Annotated in this window: 24 protein-coding genes and 2 pseudogenes; 6 read left to right on the forward strand and 20 right to left on the reverse strand. The window is 55.1% G+C overall.

Annotated elements, in window-relative coordinates; genetic code table 11:
• Positions 1–15: 15 nt before the first annotated feature.
• A complete protein-coding gene (locus ACZZ0G_RS25320) occupies positions 16–1,173 on the reverse strand; it encodes an efflux RND transporter periplasmic adaptor subunit (protein WP_463557976.1) in 1,158 nt (385 codons plus the stop codon).
• A 266-nt stretch (positions 1,174–1,439) separates the two neighbouring features.
• On the opposite strand from ACZZ0G_RS25320, the gene ACZZ0G_RS25325 reads away from it, so the two are divergent.
• Together ACZZ0G_RS25325 and ACZZ0G_RS25330 are read left to right on the forward strand one after the other, a co-directional pair.
• Positions 1,440–2,141: a response regulator gene (locus tag ACZZ0G_RS25325; protein ID WP_007912171.1), complete on the forward strand. Its 702-nt coding sequence runs from the start codon at positions 1,440–1,442 to the stop codon at positions 2,139–2,141.
• 4 nt (positions 2,142–2,145) lie between these two features.
• A complete protein-coding gene (locus ACZZ0G_RS25330; RefSeq protein WP_463557977.1) occupies positions 2,146–3,447 on the forward strand; it encodes an ATP-binding protein in 1,302 nt (433 codons plus the stop codon).
• 111 nt (positions 3,448–3,558) lie between these two features.
• On the opposite strand, the gene ACZZ0G_RS25335 is transcribed toward ACZZ0G_RS25330, so the two are convergent.
• The 3 genes from ACZZ0G_RS25335 to ACZZ0G_RS25345 form a co-directional block, all read right to left on the reverse strand.
• Positions 3,559–4,320 carry an anti-sigma factor gene (locus tag ACZZ0G_RS25335; RefSeq protein ID WP_463557978.1) on the reverse strand — a complete coding sequence of 254 codons (762 nt, stop codon included), beginning with the start codon at positions 4,318–4,320 and terminating at the stop codon, positions 3,559–3,561.
• A complete protein-coding gene (locus tag ACZZ0G_RS25340; protein WP_463558895.1) occupies positions 4,317–4,802 on the reverse strand; it encodes a sigma-70 family RNA polymerase sigma factor in 486 nt (161 codons plus the stop codon). The genes ACZZ0G_RS25335 and ACZZ0G_RS25340 overlap by 4 nt, the downstream gene beginning before the upstream one ends.
• Positions 4,803–4,865: 63 nt before the next feature.
• Positions 4,866–5,396, reverse strand: a complete 531-nt coding sequence (locus ACZZ0G_RS25345; protein WP_463557979.1) for a tetratricopeptide repeat protein — start codon at positions 5,394–5,396, stop codon at positions 4,866–4,868.
• Positions 5,397–5,555: 159 nt separating this feature from the next.
• Between ACZZ0G_RS25345 and ACZZ0G_RS25350 the strand changes: the two genes are divergently transcribed.
• Positions 5,556–6,329: a class I SAM-dependent methyltransferase gene (locus tag ACZZ0G_RS25350; RefSeq protein WP_463557980.1), complete on the forward strand. Its 774-nt coding sequence runs from the start codon at positions 5,556–5,558 to the stop codon at positions 6,327–6,329.
• Between the two features lie 56 nt (positions 6,330–6,385).
• On the opposite strand, the gene ACZZ0G_RS25355 is transcribed toward ACZZ0G_RS25350, so the two are convergent.
• Positions 6,386–6,724: a DUF2834 domain-containing protein gene (locus ACZZ0G_RS25355; RefSeq protein ID WP_463557981.1), complete on the reverse strand. Its 339-nt coding sequence runs from the start codon at positions 6,722–6,724 to the stop codon at positions 6,386–6,388.
• A gap of 249 nt (positions 6,725–6,973) precedes the next feature.
• Here ACZZ0G_RS25355 and ilvA point away from each other — a divergent pair.
• A pseudogene (ilvA, locus tag ACZZ0G_RS25360) lies at positions 6,974–7,963 on the forward strand (threonine ammonia-lyase, biosynthetic); the annotation flags it as partial.
• 30 nt (positions 7,964–7,993) lie between these two features.
• Here ilvA and ACZZ0G_RS25365 read toward each other — a convergent pair.
• Positions 7,994–8,299: an NIPSNAP family protein gene (locus ACZZ0G_RS25365; protein WP_463557982.1), complete on the reverse strand. Its 306-nt coding sequence runs from the start codon at positions 8,297–8,299 to the stop codon at positions 7,994–7,996.
• 24 nt (positions 8,300–8,323) lie between these two features.
• Positions 8,324–8,809 (reverse strand): serine protease inhibitor ecotin, encoded by a 486-nt coding sequence (gene eco, locus ACZZ0G_RS25370; protein WP_463557983.1) that lies wholly within the window; start codon positions 8,807–8,809, stop codon positions 8,324–8,326.
• Between the two features lie 367 nt (positions 8,810–9,176).
• On the opposite strand from eco, the gene ACZZ0G_RS25375 reads away from it, so the two are divergent.
• Complete coding sequence (locus ACZZ0G_RS25375) at positions 9,177–9,446, forward strand: DUF1652 domain-containing protein (RefSeq protein WP_463557984.1); 270 nt, start codon at positions 9,177–9,179, stop codon at positions 9,444–9,446.
• On the opposite strand, the gene ACZZ0G_RS25380 is transcribed toward ACZZ0G_RS25375, so the two are convergent.
• A complete protein-coding gene (locus ACZZ0G_RS25380) occupies positions 9,443–9,841 on the reverse strand; it encodes a hypothetical protein (protein WP_463557985.1) in 399 nt (132 codons plus the stop codon). The genes ACZZ0G_RS25375 and ACZZ0G_RS25380 overlap by 4 nt on opposite strands.
• An 89-nt stretch (positions 9,842–9,930) precedes the next feature.
• Positions 9,931–10,200, reverse strand: coding sequence for a DUF2790 domain-containing protein (locus ACZZ0G_RS25385; protein WP_463557986.1), 270 nt, complete (start codon positions 10,198–10,200; stop codon positions 9,931–9,933).
• A 491-nt stretch (positions 10,201–10,691) separates the two neighbouring features.
• On the opposite strand from ACZZ0G_RS25385, the gene ACZZ0G_RS25390 reads away from it, so the two are divergent.
• The gene (locus ACZZ0G_RS25390) at positions 10,692–10,988 is read left to right on the forward strand and encodes a hypothetical protein (RefSeq protein ID WP_007912147.1); all 297 of its coding nucleotides are present in this window, start codon (positions 10,692–10,694) and stop codon (positions 10,986–10,988) included.
• A 52-nt stretch (positions 10,989–11,040) separates the two neighbouring features.
• Here the strand turns inward: ACZZ0G_RS25390 and ACZZ0G_RS25395 are convergent, their stop codons facing one another.
• From ACZZ0G_RS25395 to ACZZ0G_RS25445, 11 genes and pseudogenes are all read right to left on the reverse strand, one after another.
• Entirely contained in the window at positions 11,041–11,481 is a 441-nt protein-coding gene (locus ACZZ0G_RS25395; RefSeq protein ID WP_463557987.1) for a DUF3304 domain-containing protein, read from the reverse strand.
• Positions 11,482–11,742: 261 nt separating this feature from the next.
• Positions 11,743–11,886: pseudogene (locus tag ACZZ0G_RS25400) on the reverse strand (contractile injection system protein, VgrG/Pvc8 family); the annotation flags it as partial.
• A gap of 46 nt (positions 11,887–11,932) precedes the next feature.
• Positions 11,933–13,000: a tetratricopeptide repeat protein gene (locus ACZZ0G_RS25405; RefSeq protein WP_463557988.1), complete on the reverse strand. Its 1,068-nt coding sequence runs from the start codon at positions 12,998–13,000 to the stop codon at positions 11,933–11,935.
• Positions 13,001–13,004: 4 nt separating this feature from the next.
• Positions 13,005–13,496 (reverse strand): DUF3304 domain-containing protein, encoded by a 492-nt coding sequence (locus ACZZ0G_RS25410; protein WP_463557989.1) that lies wholly within the window; start codon positions 13,494–13,496, stop codon positions 13,005–13,007.
• An 81-nt stretch (positions 13,497–13,577) separates the two neighbouring features.
• Positions 13,578–14,105, reverse strand: coding sequence for a DUF3304 domain-containing protein (locus ACZZ0G_RS25415; RefSeq protein WP_463557990.1), 528 nt, complete (start codon positions 14,103–14,105; stop codon positions 13,578–13,580).
• 132 nt (positions 14,106–14,237) lie between these two features.
• Positions 14,238–15,164, reverse strand: a complete 927-nt coding sequence (locus tag ACZZ0G_RS25420; RefSeq protein ID WP_463557991.1) for a hypothetical protein — start codon at positions 15,162–15,164, stop codon at positions 14,238–14,240.
• 115 nt (positions 15,165–15,279) lie between these two features.
• Positions 15,280–16,236, reverse strand: coding sequence for a hypothetical protein (locus tag ACZZ0G_RS25425; RefSeq protein ID WP_463557993.1), 957 nt, complete (start codon positions 16,234–16,236; stop codon positions 15,280–15,282).
• 42 nt (positions 16,237–16,278) lie between these two features.
• Complete coding sequence (locus tag ACZZ0G_RS25430) at positions 16,279–17,265, reverse strand: tetratricopeptide repeat protein (RefSeq protein ID WP_463557994.1); 987 nt, start codon at positions 17,263–17,265, stop codon at positions 16,279–16,281.
• Positions 17,262–20,825: a LysM peptidoglycan-binding domain-containing protein gene (locus tag ACZZ0G_RS25435; RefSeq protein ID WP_463557995.1), complete on the reverse strand. Its 3,564-nt coding sequence runs from the start codon at positions 20,823–20,825 to the stop codon at positions 17,262–17,264. Before ACZZ0G_RS25435 ends, ACZZ0G_RS25430 begins: the two co-directional genes overlap by 4 nt.
• A gap of 28 nt (positions 20,826–20,853) precedes the next feature.
• The gene (locus tag ACZZ0G_RS25440; protein ID WP_095113309.1) at positions 20,854–21,711 is read right to left on the reverse strand and encodes a DUF4123 domain-containing protein; all 858 of its coding nucleotides are present in this window, start codon (positions 21,709–21,711) and stop codon (positions 20,854–20,856) included.
• Positions 21,702–23,750 (reverse strand): type VI secretion system Vgr family protein, encoded by a 2,049-nt coding sequence (locus ACZZ0G_RS25445; RefSeq protein WP_463557996.1) that lies wholly within the window; start codon positions 23,748–23,750, stop codon positions 21,702–21,704. The genes ACZZ0G_RS25440 and ACZZ0G_RS25445 overlap by 10 nt, the downstream gene beginning before the upstream one ends.
• Positions 23,751–23,754: the final 4 nt, after the last annotated feature.

Here is a 23,754-nt window from a genome sequence, read left to right on the forward strand (position 1 = left end):
AGAAAAGCGTCCTGCTTACTGACCAGAGGTCTGGGCAAGTGGAAGAGGGGTGTCGTCGATCTGCACGGTTTCGCCGGGACGGGCGTGTTGCAGGCCTTCGATGACGATACGGTCGCCGGGCTTGAGGCCGCCGGTGACGATCCAGCGATTGTTCTGCACCGCGCCGAGTTGCACTGGTTGTTCGGCGACGCGCATTTGCTCATCGACGGTCAGCACCTGAGCAATACCGGCGCTGTCACGTTGCACGGCGCGCTGCGGCACGGTGATGCCGTTCTGGATGGTTGCCTGCTCCAGACGCACGCGAATGAAACTGCCCGGCAGCAAATCCAGATCCGGGTTGGGGAATTCGCTGCGCAGGATGATCTGGCCGGTGCCCGGGTCGACGGTGATGTCGCTGAACAGCAGTTTGCCCGGCAGCGGATACAGGCTGCCGTCATCCTGAATCAGCGTGGCTTTCACCTGATCCTGGCCGACTTCCTGCAACTGCCCGGAGCGGAACGCGCGGCGCAACTCGTTGAGTTCACGGGTCGACTGGGTGAGGTCGGCGTGGATCGGGTTGAGCTGTTGAATCAGCGCCAGCGGCGTGGTTTCGTTCTGCCCGACCAGTGCGCCTTCGGTCACCAGTGCACGACCGACACGGCCGGAAATCGGCGCGGTGACGGTGGCGTAACCGAGGTTCAGTTTTGCGCGTTCGACCGCAGCCTTGTTGGCCGCAACGTCAGCAGCAGTCTGTCGGGCATTGGCGCGGGCGTTGTCGTAGTCCTGAGCGCTGATGGCTTTGTCGTCGATCAACTGGGCGTAGCGCTGCTCTTGCAGTTTGGCCTGGAACGCATTGGCCTCGGCCTTGCGCAGGGCGGCTTCGGCGCTGTCGAGGTCAGCCTTGAACGGCGCCGGGTCGATGCGGAACAGCACGTCGCCCTTTTTCACGTCGCTGCCTTCACGGAAGGTGCGTTGCAGCACCACGCCGGCCACCCGTGCGCGTACTTCGGCAATCCGTGGTGCGGCGATGCGGCCGCTGAGTTCGCTGCTGATCGTCAGGGGGTTCGCTTCGACCGTCTCGATACGCACCGTGGCCGGTGGCGTCTGATCCTCTGCCTTCGAGGATGAATCACAGGCGCTCAGCGTCAGCGCCATCGCGATCAGGCCGAGCGCGGCCAGCAGTTTGTTCGACATGTACAACCCCCAATATTGATGTCCGCATCCTACGGGCAGACGCCGAGATTAGCGGTGAAGCTTTGTAGGCGCTGTGTGAAATTGTGTAAGGGTTTTGCTCAGGGATGGGCGAGGGCGTATATCCTTCAGGTCTTGAAATTTATTGCGACAGATAGATAGCTTTCGCGAGCAGGCTCGCTCCCACAAGGGATCGCATTCCAATTGTGGGAGCGAGCCTGCTCGCGAATGGGCCTTATCAGTCGCCACAGCACTTTCTGGATCACCCCATGCCCAACATCCTCCTGGTCGAAGACGACACCGCCCTCGCCGAACTGATTTCCAGCTACCTGGAGCGCAACGGTTATTCCGTCAGCGTGATCGGCCGTGGCGACCACGTGCGCGAACGGGCGCGGGTCAATCCGCCGGATCTGGTGATCCTCGACTTGATGCTGCCAGGCCTCGACGGCCTGCAAGTCTGTCGTTTGCTGCGTGCCGATTCGGCGACGCTGCCGATCCTCATGCTAACGGCCCGCGACGACAGCCACGATCAGGTATTGGGCCTGGAAATGGGCGCTGACGATTACGTCACCAAACCGTGCGAACCGCGCGTGTTGCTGGCGCGCGTTCGCACCTTGTTGCGCCGCAGTAGCCTCGGCGAACCGCTGACCGCCAATGACCGCATCCTCATGGGCAATCTGTGCATCGATCTGTCTGAGCGCACGGTCACCTGGCGCGATCAACCGGTCGAGCTGTCCAGCGGCGAATACAACCTGCTGGTGGTCCTGGCCCGGCACGCCGGCGAAGTGTTGAGCCGCGATCAGATTCTGCAACGCCTGCGCGGTATCGAATTCAACGGTACCGATCGCTCGGTGGACGTGGCAATCTCCAAGCTGCGCCGCAAGTTCGACGACCACGCCGGCGAGGCGCGCAAGATCAAGACGGTGTGGGGCAAGGGCTATCTGTTCAGCCGTTCCGAGTGGGAATGCTGAGCTGATGTTTCGTATCCTGTTTCGCCTGTATCTGGTGACGATCGTCTCGTACAGCGCGGCGATCTATCTGGTGCCGGACCTGGTGGTCATGGCGTTCCGGGATCGCTTCGTCACCTACAACCTTGACTATTCGCGCGGCCTGCAATCGCTGATCACCCGCCAGTTTCACGCCGTGCCGCACGAGCAGTGGCCAGCGCTGGCGGCGTCGATGGACAAGGATTTCCAGCCGCTGCACATCGCCCTCGCGCGGATCGATGATGCCGAGTTCACCGCCATCGAGCAGGAACGCCTGCGTCGCGGCGAAAACGTCGTACGCATTGGCGATTGGGGCTGGCGCACGCTGGCGGTGACGCCGCTGGACGACACCACCGCCGTGCAAATGGTCGTGCCGCCGGACCCGATGGACGTCAATCTGTTGTACTGGAGCATCAACGTGCTGGTCGGCGCGAGCCTGCTGGCCTGCCTGTTGATGTGGCTGCGCCCGCACTGGCGCGATCTGGAGCGTCTCAAAGGCACCGCCGAGCGCTTCGGTAAAGGTCATTTGAGCGAACGTACGAAGATCGCCCAGAATTCCAACATCGGCAGCCTCGCCAATGTCTTCGATACCATGGCCGGCGACATCGAAAACCTGCTCAATCAGCAACGTGATCTGCTCAACGCCGTGTCCCATGAACTGCGTACACCCTTGACGCGTCTGGATTTCGGCCTGGCCCTGGCGCTGTCCGATGACTTGCCAACCGCCAGCCGCGAGCGCTTGTTGGGATTGGTCGCGCACATTCGCGAGCTGGATGAGCTGGTGTTGGAGTTACTCTCTTACAGCCGTTTGCAGAACCCGGCGCAACTGCCGGAGCAGGTCGAGGTGTCGCTGGATGAGTTCATCGACAGCATTCTGGGCAGTGTCGATGAAGAGCTGGAGTCGCCGGAGATCGTCATCGACGTGTTGCTGCACGGTCAGCTCGAACGCTTCTCGCTTGATCCACGCCTGACCGCGCGGGCGATCCAGAATCTACTGCGCAACGCCATGCGCTATTGCGAGAAACGCATTCAGATTGGCGTGCAGGTCAATGCCGAAGGCTGCGAGATCTGGGTCGATGATGACGGCATCGGGATTCCCGATGACGAACGTGAGCGGATTTTCGAGCCGTTTTATCGGCTTGATCGCAGTCGGGATCGGGCTACGGGTGGTTTTGGGCTTGGCCTGGCGATCAGCCGCCGCGCGCTGGAAGCGCAGGGTGGCACGTTGACCGTAGAGTCCTCGCCGTTGGGCGGTGCGCGCTTCAGATTGTGGTTGCCCACTACCGTCTAGCCTGCGAAGAACTCCATGTAGGCCTTCGCCTGCTCGCGAAAGCGGTAACTCAATCGCCATCTTCAGCGCTGGTTGTCCGCTATTTAGAGACGGCGAAGGCCTATCGCGTTCTTACACTTTCAGCAGTTGTGAGCGCAGCAGTACCGCATGTTGCTCCAGCTCCGCCGACGAATTACGGCCAATCAACATCCACGCATGCTCACGCTCGGCCCAATGCACCACATTCATTTCATGCCGACGCTCGTGCGCCAGCGGCTGACCGCCACTGTTCGAACGGGTCACGCACAGCGCCAACGGCCCATGTTTCCCATCCAGATAAACGATCTGCGCAATCGGCACACCGTCGTACTCAAGCACTTGTGCCCGTTTGAACTCGGCCCCCGGCAACTTCACATTAGCGTGCGAAAGGTTCAGGCCGAGGCGTGCATCAATCGTGCGCAGTTGCGCCCGTTGGGACGCTTCGTCAGTGGGCAGATGATCGAGCGTCTGTGGCACGTACAGCGCCATGTAATCGCCCACCGATGCACGCCAGTTACTCAATGGCGCGGCATGCCAGCCGAGGAACAACCGGTCGGCCAACACGCCACCGGCCACAAGCGCTGCGGCGGCGCCACCGATAAACCAGCGCCGGTTGAAGCCAGGAGGCTGCGGTGAAGGAATCGCGTCCAGCCGCGCTTGCAGGCGATCCAGCGGCGCCTGTTGTGCCAGTTCGTCATAGGCATTCTTGTACGGTAGATTGCTGCGACTGAGCCACTGCACGCGCAAGCTGAGCAGCGAGTCTTCGGCAATGGCATGGTCGAGTTGATTGCGGTAGTCGCCATCAAGTTCGCCGTCCAGGTAGGCGACGAGTTGCTCATCCGAAGGGGTGTTCATGATCGGTCTCCTTCGGTGGATTTCGGCACTGCCTGCAGCGGCGGGTATTCGGCGAGTTTCAAGCGAGCGGTGGCCAGACGGCTCATCACCGTGCCGATCGGCACTTGCAGGATTTCAGCGACTTCGCGGTAGGACAAGCCTTCGACATAGGCCAGATATACTGTCTCGCGCTGGGTTTCCGGCAAGGCGTCGACGCGGCGGATCACTTGCGCGGCCATCACATGCGTCTGCGCGGCGTACTCACCATCGACCGCCAGTTGCCCATCGGCATCGACCTGACCTGCGCCCTGTCGCACGCGCCGAGCGCGCACCTCATTGAGCCAGATCGAATGCAGAATGCTCAGCAACCAGCGATCCATGCGCGTGCCGGCAATGTACTGACTGGTGCGCTCCAGCGCTCGCACGCACGTGGTCTGCACCAGATCTTCTGCCACATGCCGATTGCGCGACAGCAGCAAACCGTAGCGCCACAGTCGCGCCAGATGCTGTCCTAGTTCTGCTCTGAAGGCCTGATCGCTGACGATGATGGCTGTCCTTTTGAATGCTCAGGTTTTTGCTGAATCGTTGATGGCCTCAGCCAGATCCTGGTATTCCTCGCACGACGTACCGCAAATCGATTGGATCTGCTGCAACTGTTCCTGCGCCAGGTCGACGCGGCCCTTGATCACATAGGCCTCGCCGAGGTATTCGCGCACTTGCGCGTACTGCGGATCGAGTTTCACCGATTGCAGGTAATAACCGATGCCTTCGTCGGTGCGCCCCAGTTTGCGGGTGGCGTATCCGCGATAGTTCAGGGCCTTGGCGGTGTTCGGTTGCTCCAGTGTGTCGAGCAGCGCCAGGGCTTCTTCGTAGCGACCGGTCTTGGCGAGGCGATAGGCATAATCGGTACGGTCGGCATCCGAAAGTGCTTTGCTGACTTGCATCACACACTTCTGCGTTTTGCTGTCCCAGACCTGGCCTTTCGGGCATTCGGGCTTCTGCACTTCTTCTTCATCACCATTGGCCAGGGCCAAATGGCTGGACATCGCCGCCACCAGCAGCAACGGGGCGGCGAACATAACGGAACGGATAGTCATGGGCAAGGCTCCACAGAGGGTTATGTTTCACTTTGAACACCACAGGGTGAAATTTTATTCATTGCTTTATCAGTGACTGTTCAAGTTCAGCGTAAATTCAAGCGCTATGCTCGGGAGCGTCTGCCGTCGATCCGAAGTTTTGCCGTAAGGAGCGTTGCCATGACCGACCATGTCCATCACTCAGCCGCTGCCGGCTACAAAACCGCTGCCGACACCTACGTCAAAGGGCGGCCGGACTATCCGCCGCAAGTCAGTCAATGGCTGACCACGACACTGGGCCTGGACGGCCATAAGACCGTGATCGATCTGGGCGCGGGCACCGGCAAGTTCACCGGGCGGCTGGTGGCGACTGGCGCACAGGTCATCGCCGTTGAGCCGGTCGCGCAAATGCTGGAAAAGCTTTCGGACGCGTGGCCCGATGTGCTGGCAGTGAGCGGCACGGCGACTGATCTGCCGTTGCCGGACGCCTCCGTAGACGTGGTGATTTGCGCGCAGGCGTTTCACTGGTTCGCCAGTACTGAGGCACTGACGGAGATCGCCCGGGTGCTCAAGCCCGGGGGCAAGTTGGGGCTGATCTGGAACCTGCGCGACACCCAAGTCAGTTGGGTGCCTAAACTGGACGCCATCGTTAACGCGTTAGAGGGCGACACACCACGCTATTACACCGGCGCCTGGCGCAAGGCTTTTCCACACCCGGCATTCGCGGCTCTGCAGGTTGAACGGTTTCACCACGGCCACACCGGGTCGCCGGAAGATGTGATTTTCAATCGTGTGCGTTCGACCAGTTTCATCGCCGCGCTACCGGATGCGCAGCGGGCGAAGGTTGATGAGCAGATTCGTGCGTTGATTGCCGCCGAGCCTCAGCTGCGCGGCAGGGATGTGGTGACAGTGCCTTACGAAACCGCCGCGTTCGTTGCCGTGAAAAAAACCTGACATGTGGGAGCGAGCCTGCTCGCGAAGGCAATCTACCCGGCATCCGATAACCCGGATCAACCCACCCGAGCCAGATCCACCGCCTTCTTGTTGCGCTCGCGAACCCCACGCACCACCAGATACAACAACGGCCCGATCGACACGAAAACCGCCGTCAGCAACAAATAAGGCAGCACCGACCAAACCGATTGCCCGCGCGACCGGGCATCCTTGACCATCCACACGCCGGCCAGTGTCGCCAGCAGATACAGATCAATCACCACCTGCGCGGTATCGGGCCGCGACATCAGGCTGATGCCGAAGTCGATCAATGACTGTTCAGCCTGAAGCATCACCGAAACGGTGTAACCGGTAAAAGCAAGCAAAGCCGTGAGGGGCAGGGCGATGGACATCATGCGTTCCTTCCTTGGTGCGATGAGAGAGTCGCCAGACTACCGGTGCAAAGCAAAATTGGCCATTGACTTGCCATTAGCGCACAGGCTAATTTTCAGCCCATGACTTCGACTGTATCGCGTTGCCAGCCAATTATTATTACCGCCATTCCTCATTTGGCGGGCTAGCTCACGACTGCAGCACCCAACCCGCCCTAGAGGCGGGTTTTTACTTTCTGTCTCCGGGGTTCTGAAAAATGTCAGGAGACGACCATGCCGCACAGCCCCGACCAGCAAACCCTGCTTGAGCATTACGTAAAGAAGATCCTTGCCGCGCCGGTGTACGACCTCGCGGTGCGCACGCCTTTGCAAGCGGCGCCGGCGCTCTCGGAGGCGCTGGGCAACCGGATTCTGCTCAAGCGCGAAGACCTGCAGCCCACGTTCTCCTTCAAGATCCGTGGTGCCTATAACAAATTGGTGCAACTCAGTGACGAACAGAAGGCGCGTGGCGTGATCACGGCATCCGCCGGCAATCATGCGCAAGGCGTGGCGTTGGCGGCGCGAGAGCTGGGCATCGCGGCGACCATCGTCATGCCATCGACAACGCCGGAGCTGAAAGTGCTGGGTGTGCGCAGCCGCGGTGCCGAAGCGCTGCTGCACGGCGAGAGTTTTCCGTTCGCGCTGGCCCATGCGCTGCAACTGGCGGAACAAACCGGGCGCACCTTCGTGTCACCGTTCGATGACCCGGAGGTGATCGCCGGGCAGGGCACCGTGGCCATGGAAATCCTTCGTCAGCATCAAGGTTCGCTGGATGCGATTTTTATCCCGGTAGGTGGTGGCGGTCTGATCGCCGGCATCGCAGCCTATGTCAAATACCTGCGTTCGGAAGTGCGGATCATCGGCGTCGAATCCGAACATTCAGCGTGCCTGAAGGCCGCGCTGGAAGCCGATCAGCGCGTCGTGCTGCCGAATGTTGGCACCTTCGCCGATGGCGTGGCCGTAGCGCAGATTGGCGCGTTCGGATTTGAGGTCTGCCGCTTTTGCGTCGACGAGGTGATCACCGTCAGCAACGACGACCTCTGCGCGGCGATCAAGAATATCTACGACGATACCCGCTCGATCACCGAACCTTCCGGCGCGCTGGCCGTGGCTGGGATCAAGCAGTATGTAGCGCGAACCGGGGTGCGCGAGCAGACTTTCGTGGCGATCGACTCGGGCGCCAATATCAACTTCGACAGCCTGCGCCATGTCGCCGAGCGCGCCGCGGTGTGCAGCGTCTCGGCGTGATGAAGCTTACGGCAGCAATGGGCGCAGGAAGCTGCGCTCGTAGCTGACGATGAACTTCTTCTCGACCAGGCTGGCAACCAGTGCGGTGCTTTCCGGATCGGTCAGCGCGATGTGCCGATAGCTTTCGTAATCCGCCAGCGACGGAAAACTGAACAGGCAATAAGCGATATTGTTCGCGCCTTCGGACGGCAGGAAGTAGCCATGATGGGTGCCGCCCAAGCGCTCGACGATGCCGAGCCAAGCCCTCGCGTAGGCCTCGAACTCAGGCAATTGGTACGGATCAATGACATATCGGACGTGGCAGGTAATCAAGCAACGCACTCCTTGTTATTCAGGTTATTCCTGCAGGGCTGTCCCGACTTTGTCCGACGCCGACCAGATGCGATAGCGCACTTCGACGTCCGACGGCGCGTATACCACGACCGGCAACTTGCTGTTGTACCGCAGCATGAAGCCGTCACCGACGACCGGCACGAACGCGCGTTTCTTCTGACTGCCGGGCGGGCAGGCCATCATCGTGCTCATCGGCCCGATGACTTTTTCCAGTCGATAGAACGGATAACCCCAACCTTCAAGATTCTTCTCATCCAGAACGCCGCCCAAACGTTGACGGTTGCAGTCCACTTCAAGGGTTTTGCCGGTGAGGATTTCCACCTGGAAGTTTTCTTCCTGCTCTTGCTTGGGCAAGTGAATGACCTGGCGGGTGAACCCGGCTTCAGCCTTCGGGTACGGCGCGACGTCTTCAAGCTTGGCGGCGTGGGCGAGGGTGGACAGGCTGGCGATGAACAGCCCGGTGGTCGCGTAAACGCGGAAAGAACCCATGGAAGCCTCCGTGCGGGTGTAGGGTGGATGACGGGCATTCTTACCGTCATAACCCACGAATGCAAACCGGCGTCGAGTTGCAAATTGCAGTGCCTGCACGATCCATTCTTGCAATTTGCAAGTAGCCAAATACTGGCACCGCCGCCAAGTACTTGATTTCATGAGGGTCAAAATGAGCCGATGAAAGGCACGCTTTATGCGTCTTTTCAGTGCGGCGCACCGGCCTTGGGCGCCTACACTCCAATGGGCATTTCGCAGTACCACCGCTTGTCGCACCAGGGAAACAGCGGGGACACACCCGTGCAGGGGCAGCAACGGTCAGCGTGAATACTTGATTGGCATCTCACAGTAAGGAGAGGGTTTCGCCATGTTTCTGTCTGCCTTGGAACTACGCAATATCATTGAAAGCAGTTTTCTGCCGAAACGCTGCCAGTGCACGCTGTCGCCAGACTTGTCGATGACCGTCAAGGTTTTCGTCGATCACCAGACCGATCAGGTCGATCTGCTGGTCAGCGGAATCGACGCCAGCCACCTAAATGGTTGTCGTGAAATCAATGAACTGATCGCCGGGCTGCGCTCGGATCTGAACCAGCAAACTGTGCAACATCACTACAGCCCACGCTCCAGAGTCGTCTAACGCACCGTTTCACCCAGTTCGACCGTCACGCGCCGGGCCTGCACAAAACCAAGGCCCAGCGCGAACTCGACCAGCACCGCGAGCAAAATCCCGGGGCCGGCATGGCCGTTGAGCCATTCCGCAAAACCCAGCACCGCCAAACCAAAACATCCGACGATAAAGCCGTTGCTCAGCGCATTACGCCCCAGCGACGGCGGCGCGTTGCGCACCAGATAAAACATCACGCCCAACGCCGCAAACAGCACCGCACTGCGCCGCGCGACAAACCCGGCACCTTCGGAGTATTCAATGCTCCAGATCGCCAGAAGCATGTCCGGGAAAAAGCCCCAAGCCAGCGCCAGGAAGAAACACAACGAACACGTGAAGCCCGACAACGTGCGAAACGACAACTGCATGGCGAATCCTTGCGGCAGTGAGGAGGGCTCCGAGCATAACCGCCGAAACTCCCCACGCCTACCGCAAACCCGCAAATCAGACGTTTCTGTCAGTTCTGGAAGTTGCACGCGTCAGACAATTTCCGATAGCTGATTTCCTCAGGTCTACCGGTATTGTCGATGTACTTCATGTCGGCCGTGACCACTTTGCACAGTTGCGTTGGCGGCTCGGTCAACGACACCACCTTGGCCACATGCAGCGGCATGCCGTACTCATACGGCACGGCTTTGGACGTGGCGGAGGTGTCACTGGCCTGGGCCAGCCCGGCAAACGCGGTGCAGGCGAGGGCGGCGGAGAGCAATAAAGGACGAATGTTCATGAAAGGACTCCCGTGTGGCGGTTCTAGAGTTCGGCGTGATTCACCCGAACCTGCCGCACTGGGCAACAGCCAGAATGGCTGAGGGCGTGCGGTTCAGTAGAGTTTTTGACCACGGCGTTAAGGGATGGTTAACCGAGCTGAACGCCGGCTGTCAGGGAGTGCGGCGGTTTTCTTAGGAAGGTTTGGCGAATTCCTACACCGGCTGGTGCCTTGTCTGCTTTCGGCGGCTGTAGCGAGGCGGTTATTGTCGGTTGCCGCTGCAAAATCAGTGGTTCGGGTTTGGTCACCCGGGAATAATCGATTGCATATGTGCCATCATTTGCACCGCGGAGTTCTTTGACCGTGAAGTGCATAGCTGTGGTGGCCGTGTGCAGGACGCCTTCGGGCGAGCTGAGTTGATTGTTCTCGGTTGACCAAGCCTGTACACGGTCCGCCTCCCACCGTTTGGTCACGGTGTCGGCGGTTACTTTTGAAACAATCGAGTAATCAATATGCCAATAATCAAACTGCTACAAAACCGCTATCTCCCCCTCAGCAGCAACGTCACCGAAACCCCGACGCTGCTCATCGACACCCAAGCCAACCCGAAGGACATCCTCGAAGCCGCCGTCCAGCGCATCCGCGCCGCCGCCGACCTGCTCGAAACCCTGCATTGCCTATGCTTCAAACACGCCGACGTGCAGGACATTCCACACATCACCCATGCGCTGTACCTGCTGACGCAGGATGGCAATGATTTGCTGCAGGTGGCGCAGCAGCAGATGTTGAGTTGGAAGGCGCCGGTTTGATGAGAAATTGACAGGACGCAACCACGGGACGGAGTGAGAAACGCCCCGTGTTTCAGCGTGGCAAGGATTCCGTTGAGTGATGACGCCGATCCAGCACCGTCGATGCCCACATCAACTCAATACGATTGTTCGGCAGAAAATAGACATGCAGCGTGTCATCGCCACGGTTGCGTGAAGGCAAGTGCACTTGCACTTCATGTCTTTCGATCTTCATCCCCTGATCTTCTTGAGCTTTAGACATGCTCAGAATCCACGCAACTTTAGCGGTGTTGCCATCGATGCTCCAACAGCAGGTCACCCCTCCGTTACCGCCCCAGTGACCATTTACCCAATAGCTGCCGATGGGACGATCGGTGTAGTTGTGGGATGTAAGGGCAGTACCGGGTGTACGAACATGGTCAAGAATAAGAGAAGTCATAAAAGCGACCAGCAGCACTGTCGCGCAGATCAATATCTTCGAGCGACTGGACATGGGCAAGTGGCTGAATCGCATATTTTTACTGCGCCTCACTGCTTTCCGAAACAGATTTGGTTGGTCGGGGTTCAAATGGGGTAAACAAGTCAGGACTCCATTTCAGCTCAACGATACTTCCGGGCAGAAAACGCACGTGTAGATAACGATCAGTACGGTTTTGTCGAGGTAGAGGCAGTGTTACCTCATGCTCTTCTTCCCTCATTCCTTGCTTGAACTGAACTTCTGTAATGCTAACGATCCACGAGACACGAACTGCCTCCCCCTCAATACTTTGGCAGAACGCTGGATGAAGTGCAGGTCGGATTCGTCGTACTGCACGTAGAATTCGCGCTGCGGGTATTCGGCGCCGAGCTGGAAGCTGTAGGCGTCGGCGAGGATGCCGCGATCCCACAGCACCCGGGCGACGATCTTAGGCACGGTCAGTTACTGGAAGATCTGCTAATCACGGTTTGTACTGTTTTTTCAAAACTTAGAAGCCAAATTCAGGTGCAAAATAGGAAAGAGGGGGGTGGGAAGATTTCCAGTCCTGAGCAATTTTTTTTGCATGATTGATTTCGTCGCTCGACATACTGCTAGCTAGGAACGAAGTCTGCTTTTGTGCTAAGTCGCCTGGGCTGCTGTCTCCCAGTTCAGAAAGCAGACTGAATAGAGCGTAGGATTTTGCCTTGTCCAGCTCTATTTCATATTTTTTACTGTGATCCTCAGAAGATAGAGCTGCCGCGTACTCAAATACAGCGTCTACATATCCAGTTTCTGCGGAACTTAACAGCGCATTTTTAGCTGCTTCTGCGCTCCCTTCTTTCGCTAACTCTAAGGCCCATTCGAGCATGGCTGGCGGATATCCCGCATCAGACGATGCCTTCGCCCATTTCATAACAGCTTGTTGGCGCTGAGAAGGAAGTAAAAACCATCCCTCTCCTTCTTCAAAACGATGCGCAAGAAGATTCTGCGCGAGAGAATCGCCGGCTTCTGCAGATTTTTTAAGCCATTCAATTTCTGCTGTGGTGTTGTACATCATGAGAAGGCATTTTTTTTGACCGGAGTCCGCGCATTCCTTTGTTATTTTACGCGCAGTATTTATCCAATACTTTTCATCCTGTTTGCATTCTTCAGTGAGAGTGCAAAGCTCTCTGTTCTCACTGAGCCTTAACATTGCATATACGTGACCTTTGGCCGCAGCCTCCTCGTACCAATGCTGCGCTTCTTTCGTCATAAACAATTTTTGGTGGCGTAAGGTTTCTGCCAAAAAATACTGTGATTCAGTATCACCCGCTTCGGCTGAAATCTTCAGATATGGTTCTAATTTAAACCATTGATTTTGATTGTAAAGTTCAATGCCTTTACGTTTGGCTTGCGACTGATCGGGTGTGAGTGCGCCGAGCGATAGCCCTGGCATTAATATCAAAAAAAGCAAAACTGCAGTTAGGGACTTAATTTTGTCCTGAGTAAGCTGTAGTAGTTTTGTTATAAGCGCCTGAGATAAGCCGAGCGGGCTGGATTCAGTCCGATTGCACGTGGGGGGCTGACTGAACCGCATATTCTTACTGCGCCTCACTGCTTAGCGAAACAGCCTTGGTTGGGCGGGATTCAAAGGGGCTGAAGAGGTCAGTACTCCAACCGAGCCGTACTTTATTGTCCGGATCAAAACGTACATGCAGGTACTGATCGTGGGGGCCACGCTGCGGAAGCGAAAGCTGAACTTCATGGCGCTCTTCTACCGCGCCCTGTATTTGCTGCTTTTTGGTCATGTCCAATATCCAGGTGATTTTGGCTGTGTCTCCCTCAAATTTGGAGCAGCACATTATTCCACCGCCGCCCATTGCGAACAGATTGCCGCCCCAAAAGTCATTTATCCAAAAGCTGAAAATTGGGCGATCTGTGTAATTTTCTGATGTCAGCATGGCGCCGGACGTACGAAATAGATCAATAATTTTTGGGGTGGCGAAGCTAAGCAGCAAAGCCAGAACGCCAAGGACAATGCGTCTTCGCCGCCAAGTTCGCTTTCGGTGCGCATCCGCAGAAATACTGATCACACGCATCAAATCCTAGGTCTGAGGTTCAATCCTCGCGTGATGCCAGGACGGAATTTTTTTCTCTTCGATTACGAAATTCGATCACTTAAGAAATGCTGTATTCGGTTCGGAATCAAACGGACTATCCAAGCTCGGACTCCATTTCAACTCAACAATATTTTTGGGCAGAAAACGCACATGTAGATAACGATCAGTGCGTTTTTGGAGGGGCAGAGGCAATGTCACCTCATGCTCTTCTTGCCTCATCCCTTGCCTGAACTGATCTTCTGTAATGCTAACGATCCACGAGACACGAACCGCTTCCCCCTCAACTCTCCGGCAGCACATGATTCCGCCATCGCCCAATGCGGCCATATTGCCGCCCCAAAAATCATTTACCCAAAAACTGAAAATTGGGCGGTCTGTGTGATTTTCTGACGTCAGCATGGCGCCGGGCGTACGAAATAGATCAATGATTTTTGGGGTGGCGTAGCTAATCAGCAAAGCTAGTAAAGCAACGGCTATTCGCCATGTTCGTTTTCGACGTGCGTCCGAAGCAATATCTATCAAATGACTAAAATTCCAAGGTAAGAGGTTACATTCCGGCTTTATGCCTGGAGAGGACTTCACCGATCGCGAACCGATGAGTCACACTTCAATTTTTCCTGGATTAGAATAAAGAGGGTTGCTCTAACTTGGATTCAGTAAGCTTATGAGGAGGCTGCACATGCCGCTACCAAGCTGAGGATCTCCAACATTTAATCAAACAGTGAGACCACGCTCGCGTTCTAAATCAATCAATTTTGTCGTTGGACCATCCGCTTCCAGTCGTTCAGTCACGACAGTGGGCCAACGGTTACGCGAGCGACGCTTTGCTCTTTCATAAACAAAGTCTTGAATCTTGTTTGATGGATAGAAGACTATATTGTTTAGTAGCATTAAAAAATCAGTGCCAGTTAAGTAATTGCTTCCATCTCCAGCTTCTTTTTTTTCACGAATGATTTTTCTCCATGCGCCTAAGTATTCAGATTGTTTTAAGTTTAGGTCTAACTGGCTTTTTACAAAGTCATCCGATTCGCTATGAGCTCCAGTGTGGTCGAACCATGGGCCGTTGTTCATATAAGAGCGAATGTATTCCCAAAATCCTTTCTGCATTTCTAAAGACTTTCCCGCCGGCGTACCAATGCTGACCATAATTTCGTTTTCAGGTTCTCCCAAGCGCTTCATTAATACTTCAAGCGAGGCGTTCCGGATGCTCCCAGAATAAAGGCCAACCATGTCGAACTCGCAAGCTACGGCCTCTATTCCCTTCCAAGGAGTATGATAGAGCTCTCCTTCGTTGTCGAAATAGACTTCCTGTGTTCGTCGGTTGAAAATTATGGGAAGTGGTAAAGAGCGTCTTGTTTCGATGATGATTGGAACAATGAACAACGGTATTCCGAAAAGTAACATCCAGCCCACTCCGTCCCACTTGCCCAGTAAAGCCATCCAAACGCCAATGATGAGTGCGATCAGAGCTGAAACTCCCCCGAGAAGTCCGCTAAGCAAGCCGCGGTTTCGATCACTGCCAGCTTTTAGTGAAAGATAGTGTTCTGTGTGTTCATCAGTTATAAAAAGCTCAAGTGGTTGCTCTCCCGTAGACTCGTCGTCACTAAGAACTGCGGTAGGAGCATCACCATATTTCGCCATGATTTTTTCATTGCCGTTCTTAAAGCCATACCATTTCCTTGACTTCGATGGGCGGTAGTGCGTGCCTTCAAGTAAGGAGTAGTAAGCTATTACCTTTCGGTTTCGTGATCATAAGTCAAACAGAAAAACCGCGCTCGCGTTCTAAGTCTATGAGTCTAAGTGTGGGGCCGTCTTGATGTAAGCGTTCTGTAACTATTTCTGGCCATAATTTTCGTGTTTTTCTCTGTACATAATTGTATGTGAAGTCTTGTATAGCATTGGTTGGAAAAAAAATTAAATGTCCAATAAACATAAAAGCGTCAGATGCAGTTAAGTAGTTAGAGTGTCCGGATTTGACTTTTTTATCTGTGATCGTTTTTTTCCAGTACCCCCAAAAGCCTGACGATCTAATATTGCTCGAAAGCGTTTTCTTTATGAATTCATCGGATTCTGCGTGGTTGCCATTTTCATCAAACCATGGGCCATTATTCATGTAGCTGCGAATGTATTCCCAAAACCCTTTTTGCATATCAAGTGTCTTGCCCATTGGGGAACCCAAACTAACCATAAGAGCATTTTCAGGGTCGCCTAGACGTTTTACTAGTATTTCGAGAGAAGCGTTATTTATACCGCCCGTATAAATGCTTGTCATTTGAAATTCACACGCGATAGCTTGAATGTTGTCCCATGGCGTATGATACAAGTCACCATTTTGATCAAGATAAACTTCTTTTGTTCTGCGATTAAATAATACAGGTAAAGGTAGTGGTTTTCGCGTTTCAAAATAAAACGGAATAAGGAATATGGTCGCGGCAAAGAAAATACAAAGGCCTACAAGATCCCAACGGCCTTTTATGATCATCATAAATGCCAATGCAATACTTGCGAGAGATCCTACGCCTGCCGCTATACCTGTTATACCTCCTCTATCTGCATCTCCTGCCATCTGTAAGGTTAAGTAATTCTCTGTATGTTCATCGGTGATGAATAGTTCGCATGGAGGTTGTCCGGTGCTCTCACTGGCTTTCAATACGACGTTCGACGTGTTGCCGTACTTCGACGCTGCCTGGGCGATAAGCTTTTTTATATCCATGCTATTTCCTTGATGTCATTTGCCTGAATAGCCTCACTGGCGTTAATATCCTAGCTTGTCAGGGAAGAACGAGAGAGGCGGATGGTTGGCCTTCCACGTTTTTGCGAGTTCTTTTGCTTTCCCTATCTGCTCTTTTGACAGGTTTTTTTCCACTTCTGGCAAAACATCGTTAACATTGTTTATTACGTTTCCACCACCATCAAGCTCTAGTAGATTTGATAGTAGCGCATATGACGTCACTGGGTCTGAGGTGAATCCGTATTTTGGTTCAACTTCGCCTATATAAGAAGCATAACCAAAAACCGCTGATACGTAGCCTGAATCTGCAGCTTTTTCATTCCAAGTTCTAAACGATGAAAAGTCGGCTTTTTCAAGCCTGGCAGCGGCAAATCCCATCATAGCTGGAGGATAGCCATTCTCTGCAGACGCTTTCATCCACTTTTCGATTTCATCTGATCTTCTGGAGGGCAGTAGGAATACTCCGCCACCTTCTTGATATTTAGTCGCCAAACGAAATTGCGCCAAAGCGAAAGCTTTTTCTGCAGATTTTTCTAACCATTCATCGTTCCCTGTTATTTCCCATAACAAGTACATAGACTCAGCATTTCCATGAGATGCATGATCAGTTGCAAGCTTTTTAGCTTCATTCATCCAGCCTTCAGGCGATTGCTCAGAGGGGGAACAATTCTTCATGGTTACGCACAAGTCTTGGTCCGCTCCTCCGAGCCGGATCATAGAATAAATATTGCCTTTTTTTGCTGACTCCTCGTAAGCTTTTTGTGCTTCCTGAGTCATGTATCTGTTGTTTTTTCTTATTGATTCACCTAAGTAGTAGAGTGCTTCATCATCTCCACCCTCGGCAGCAATCTTTAAAAACTCGATTGCGGATATTGCTTTGTATTGATTGTAAAGCTCAATGCCTTTTTTCTTTGCTTCTTCTTGCTGTTTTGTGAGAGTTGCGTTCGCGGTGTTGCAGAGTAAAACAAAGCAGACGCAGAAGGTAGTTGCGAATAATTTTATGTTTTTCAATTTAATTTTCTCGCTGGAGCTGAGAATTTCACAGAGGGCTTTGGTATGTAGCTGTTTTCATTCATGACAATTTTACAGGAGCCATCAAACGGTTCACCTAATAGTGAAGCGTTTTTCTTGTAACGAGCCCTTGTTGTGTTTCCGAATGGCTCGGTTGCTGTAAGCACCGGTTCGCTCATGAAATTGTCCAGCACGTAACGGTTTTCACAATATTTTTGACCGAGGTCAACCGGTTCCACTCCGAACTTATTCATGCATGCGCAGGCTAGCTGAAATTGTTTTTGAGCTTCTAGTAGACTTCCTTGCTCTTTGGCGTTGGTAGTGATGTGAGTTATTATTATTTCAATGGCTGTTTGTTGTGCTAAATATGCAGTATCTCTGGTGTATTTTTTCTTACCGTCTTTTGGGGTGCTTAGGCTAGTTTGCTTCGTTGTCGCTATGGAGAATTCTTCCGGATTAGACATTAGTGTCATCAAGATCGGCCCTAACGCTGCAGGGGTGGCCTCAACAATCCATTTTTTTAACTCGTCGGGATTTTGGTACTCAATAATCGCGTGAGCGATTGGGCCGCCTTTTCCTCCGTTGGTCATTGCGTCATATAAGTCCATGACTAAACTCCAACCCATAAGATAAGACATTTCCACACTAAGCCCAGCTGCTCCTAATGCGTTCAGCGCGGATGCGAACTTACCTGCTTCAGGTTCCATCCACTCTACCTTTCTGCCTTTCGCTTTGTGCAGTTCCTTGCGGTACAAGTTGATGAGGTCAACTACTGCCTCATAGCCAACTTCAAACTTAAAGCTACCGTTAGCACCAGGACCCAGCACTACCGCGGCCTTCAGGTTCAGAATAAACCGCCCCTTATCCAGAGACACCTGCGCCGTTCCCTGAAAGCCCGCACCTAACGCGACTCCAACGGAGCCGCTCAGCTTGGCCAGTGTCAGCCATGGATTCGCGCTTTTCGCGTCTTTAGCGCTGCCAACGCCCATCGTTGGCGCGGTGCGCAGGGCGACGAGTTCTTTGGGCGGTGCCCAGTTCATTACTCCGGTGAGTTCAATCGCGGCTTGCAAGCCTCCAAACACGTTGAAGCTGGCTTTTGCGCCGTTTTCGACTTGCACTTTGGCGAAGCGGCCGCCTCGCAGTTGCTCTGTGCTCTTGGAATCGGCGTAGGTGCCGGATTTCGACTTGTGTTCAAGATCGGGAGTAGGGCTGTCGTCACCGCTGTCGGCCTTGGCTTGCTTGGCGGCGGCGTGATCGGAGCGTTCTTCTTTTGCCGAAGCATCTTCACGCTGTGCGCGTTTTACCGGGCTCAGTGACGCCCCGTACTTGACGTTGCCGAAGATCGGGCTCAACTCGACGCTGCCGGCCAGCAGCAACGATGCTCCGGCGTAGCCCCATGCCTTCACACCAAAGTGGAAGGAGAAGCGGCCGAAATTCATTTTTTGCGGGCTGCCGTCCAGGAAGTAATCAAGCGTTATTTCTTGAGCACTGGCTTTGGCAGGCATGTCGACTTTCATCAACTGAACTTCGCCACGGGCCAGGTCCAGGCTTAAGCCCATTTCGCCGGATATCTTGAAGCCCTCGGCGGCAGACATTTTCGGGCCTTCGAGCTTTACTTCGCCGTGAATGTTTGGCTGTGGAGGTGTCAGGCAACGGACCAATTGCGCCTGAGGGCTGGCATCAAAAAGTCTTACTTTGCCGCGCACACTTTTCTTGAACACCAGTTGCTGAAGGTGTTCGCCCCAGTTGGTCAGGGTCGCGTCGTCTTCCAGTTCAGTTACCTCATAGCCTTGCTTTTTCAAGTAAGCATAAAAGTCTTTGGCTTTGAACCAGCCTTTTTCATCGAAACAGTCGCCGACCTGATCGCTGAACTTTATGGCGCCCTGATCTAGAAGCCATTGGCGGAACGAGTTGATTTCGCTGTTTTTATCGGAGCCTTCGGTAGCGTCCGCAGGCAAACTTTTACCTACCTTTTTTATCGCGCCGGCTGCTTTTTCGAAATCCTCTTTCATGATCTTTTTTGCGTCTTTCAGGTTCGCCATGCTGAACCAGCCCAGGGGCGTACCCTTGGCATCTGAGAGACTGACTTCACGCAGCGGAAAGCCCGGTTTCACCATGCGGTCGACCGGTTTTGGCTGGAACTCTTCCGGGTCCCAAATCAGATAACGCGCAGGCTTGCTGTTGCTGACATTGCTTTGGGCTTTTGCTTGAAGGTCGTCTTTGGTCTTTTGCAGGCTATCCCATTTGGTCCGCTCCACATCAACCAGGCCCGCCGGCGCTTGGGCATTCTGGCCTGTTGCCTCGATCCAGCGTTTGTATTTCTCTTGAAGCTGCGCTGTAACTTCCGCCTGCTCTTTCTCGGTATCCAGATACAGTTTGAACTGCTCGATGCCGGAAGGAAGGCCGTCACTGATCAAAGCGAATTCTGGAAGTGCGATGCCGTACTCAGACGCTTTGATAATGGATTCAGTGTAAGCATGGTAATCAAGCGCATCGGCGTTTTTGTAGAGCGTCAAGACATACCCGACCAGATCGGCGGTGCAGTCATTCATGCCGCTGCAGATGTTTTCGTAGCTTTTTTTCTTTTCCGCCAGGGCTTTCGCAACGTCTTCCAGCGGGACCTGCTTGAAGTCTTTGTTGCCGAGAAGTTTCTTGCGAGCCTCCAGATAAGCCTGCACCCGTGCGCGCGCCTCAATCGCCTCTTTGGAATAGAGCGAGCCACTTTCGTAGGTGTAGCCTTCCAGCTTCGCAGCCGCTACCGCTTCTTTTTTCAGCGCATTCCACTCAGCCCTCCGCTTGTAAAAATCGGCATAGGCTTTGTGGACGTCCTGGTCAGTAGCCAGGTCTGCCGTTAGACGGTCCATGCGCGATTGCGCGGTGTCCTCTTGAGGAGACTGTGCAGGAGCCGCTGCCGGTTTGTTTCCGTTAGCTTCGTTTTGCCTCTTTTTGGCGGTGGCTGGATCGATTTCGATCTCATCCCCCATCGCTTCAAACTCTTCCATCCGCGTACGCTTCTCGCCCGTGAGGAAGTTGCTCAACTTGGGCTCAAGGAAGTATTCCAGCAAACCAGATTCCTGCAGCCCGTTCAGGCGTGCATCACGTGGTTTGCTGGGGGCAATCATTTTATCCAGCGCGAACATCGATTCTTTGATGGCAGACTTTGCCCGCTCAGGGAGCAGCCAGAACTCTTGCTCCTCAGTGGCATAAATCGCGCTGGCAAACTTTTTAGAACACGGAGGTGCGTGGGGTTTGAAGGTCTTTGAACTCTGATCAGGAGCGTCCTTGACCGGATCCAGTTCAACCAGATCCTCAGCGGAGCACTGAGTGGGCGCTTCCGGGGCTGCCTGCGCAGGCGCTTGCGACGCGGCGGGCGGCTGAGCGGTAGGCGTGGCGGCCGCTTGAGCGCTTTTGGGGACGCTCAGGTTCCAGCCGACTTTGACGTTGTCCGGATTGGTGATGAAGGGGTTGAGCTGGCGAAGTTGCGCCACGGTGCTGTTGTAGCGCGAAGCGATCTGGCCCAGGGTTTCGCCGGGCATGACGGCGTGATTCGTGATTTCCATGGTGATTCCGTTCTGTTGTCGCGTCGCCCTAACGTTGGGCGACGGCGGCTGATTCCAGGAGCCGATCTACTTTGATAAACGACTCGTCCTTAGATTGCAGGATCGCCATGATCTCAGGCTGTGTTTCGAATAGCGGGCCGTTCACGGCGTGGCCAAGCTTGAGCAGGTGATCACCGTCATAAATATTGCTTTTGAGCAGCAGGTCGAGGTTATCAGCGATATCGTTCAGGCGCTCATCGTCTGGTTCTTCAAACGCTGCGTATTCCTCATCAATCCAATAAACCCATCCCAGGCGCGCTTGAACTTGCGCGGCTGCCTCGGGAAGGTTGAACGCCTCTTTGTCACCAAGCCACGTCGATTCCTCGTTGGCTTTCCAGGCCAACCATGGACCGCGCTGCTGACCGAAATGTATCGGCGCAGGGCAGTAGATGGCGTTCCAGCAACCCAGCAACTGGTCGAAGGTTTTCCCAGCTGTATAAGTCAGCGCTGCCCACAGACTCGGTTTGTGAAAGCTCAACAAGCTCTGCCCACCGGAACCGTCATTGGCTCTGAGCAACCAGCGCGCATGAGCCAATGCTTGTTCAGGATCAGGTGTTGAGATCGCTATTCCCGAAAAGCGTTCCTCACAAAGTTTTGCCGCTACGTTTGCCACTTTGCTGCCCCGAGGAGCCACCAGCCACAACGGGCCATCAGGAATCTCTGCGAAGTCAGTGCCGAAAAACAGCCCTTGGGAAACCACCGGTTCGCCTACTCGGTAGAGTTGACTCAATGCTTCTGGCTGGAGTCCCTGGTCGATGATGAAACAGAGCGACTCGCTCGCGGCCGGCAGGTCAGAAAAGTTGTAGCGAGGCTCTGCGAGCAGAGCGCTCAGCGCTTTTACATGCATGTGCAATCCTTACGGCTGCAAGCGCCGTTACTCTGTTTTCCGCACAACGGTGTGATGCCAGACTCATTCAGACGGGCGGGGAGTGGTGCTTTACCAGCCTTGTCCGCATCCGCTACTTTCATCGGTCCCGGCAGCAATGGTGCCGCAGGCGTCCCAACCCCAGGCGAGCCGCCAGTGTTGCCCTTCACTTCGGCACCGCTGATGGTCACGCCACCCGCATCGACCTTGACGAAACTCCCGCCAGCCTTGGCCGTGAGTTCCATGGCGCCTTCGACCACAACCTTCTGGCCGGCGTAGTAATGGATTTCTGACCCGGCCTCAACAAACTGCGCAGTCCCTACCTTCAGATGCTGCGTCACACCCACCGTCAGGTGATCATCCGCACGCATCTCGCTGATGCGATCCAGATGCGTAATCCGGTGCTCTTCAACCTTGAATTCGCTCAGCGTGTTGGCTTCAACGGTGTCATGCCGTTCATTGCCGACGCGGATTTTTTGGTCGTGCTCGATGTTCTCGTCCCAATCGCGCTGGGCGTGGATGTAGATCTGCTCGGCGCCTTTCTTGTCTTCGATGCGGAACTCGTTGTAGCCCTTGCCGCCCGGTGAACTCAGGGTTTTGAAGGTGCTGCGGGTCTTGTTGGCCGGCAGGTCGTAAGGGACGACGTTTTCCTTGTGGTACAGGCAACCGGTGACCAGCGGCTGGTCGGGGTCGCCCTCGAGGAAGGTGACGAGGACTTCCATGCCGATGCGCGGGATGGCGATGCCGCCGTACGCCGCGCCGGCCCAGCCGCTGGCGACGCGCATCCAGCAGGTGGTTTTGTCGTTGGACTGGCCGTCGCGGTCCCAGTGGAATTGCACTTTGATGCGGCCGTATTGGTCGCAGTGGATTTCTTCACCGGCGGGGCCGGTGACGACAGCGGTCTGGCTGCCGAGGACTTGCGGTTTCGGGTGCTCGAGGGCAGGGCGGTAGTGCGCGTCCCACGGGGTGGCGAGGAAGCTGTTGCGGTAGCCCTGGTGGAAATCGCTTTTGTGGTCGGTGACGTCGCTGGTGACGTTTTCGCCGAGCACTTGCGGTTGTTTGCCTTCGTGGAAGACTTCCAGCAGCAGCCACAGGTCGTTCCATTCGGCGCGCGGGTGTTCGGCGAGTGTGAGGAAATGGCCGCTGGTGAGGGTCGGTTCGTCACCTTTACCTTCGGCGAGTTTGTAGTCGCTGCGATGGCGTTCGAGGGCGCGGGTGGAGAGGAACTTGCCGCGCTCTCGAGTGGTGAAGCGGCCGGGGTAGTCGTAGTCCTCGAGGTCCGGGGCGAACTCGGTTTTGACCGCGCCTTCGGGGAGGATCTTTGGTTTTTCGAAGTCGTAATCGCGGCGGCTGACGCGGGTGGTGCGGGTTTCCAGGCGCAGGTTGAAGCGTTTGATCACCGGTTTGTCGGCGGCCATGCCGGAGTCTTGTTGGTAGCTCACCGGTTTCAGTTTGCGGAACACGGTCTGGTCGTCGCCGAACACCAGTTTGTGGCCGCTGCTGCTGTGCTGGAAGTGGAAGTGAATGCCTTCTTCTTCGCACAGGCGCTGGATGAAATGCAGGTCGGATTCGTCGTACTGCACGCAGTAGTCACGCTCCGGGTATTCGGCGCCGAGCTGGAAGCTGTAGGCGTCGGCGAGGATGCCGCGATCTTCCAGCACCTGAGCGATGATCTTCGGTACGGTCAGTTGCTGGAAAATCTGCTGATCGTGGTTGTGCCGCAGGTAGGCCAGTTGTGGCACCAGGCTGAGGCTGTAACGGGTCAGGGTCTTGCCGGAGTCGCCTTGCTCGATGCGATAGACCAGACCGTGGATCTTGCCTTCGCCGGTCGGGCCGAAAGTCAGGACGCCGGGCTTGTGCAACAGCTCTTCGAGTTTGAGGTCGGGGCGGGCGCTGACGAGTTCGAGGTCAAAACGGAACGGTTCGTTGAGGGCTTCGCGACCGGTGAAGCTGAGGACTTGCAGGTCGGCGTTGGCGCCTTCAAGCGTGAGGGTGATGTGGGTTGCGTTGGCGTCCAGCATGCCT

The organism is Pseudomonas sp. AC169 (assembly GCF_979258515.1).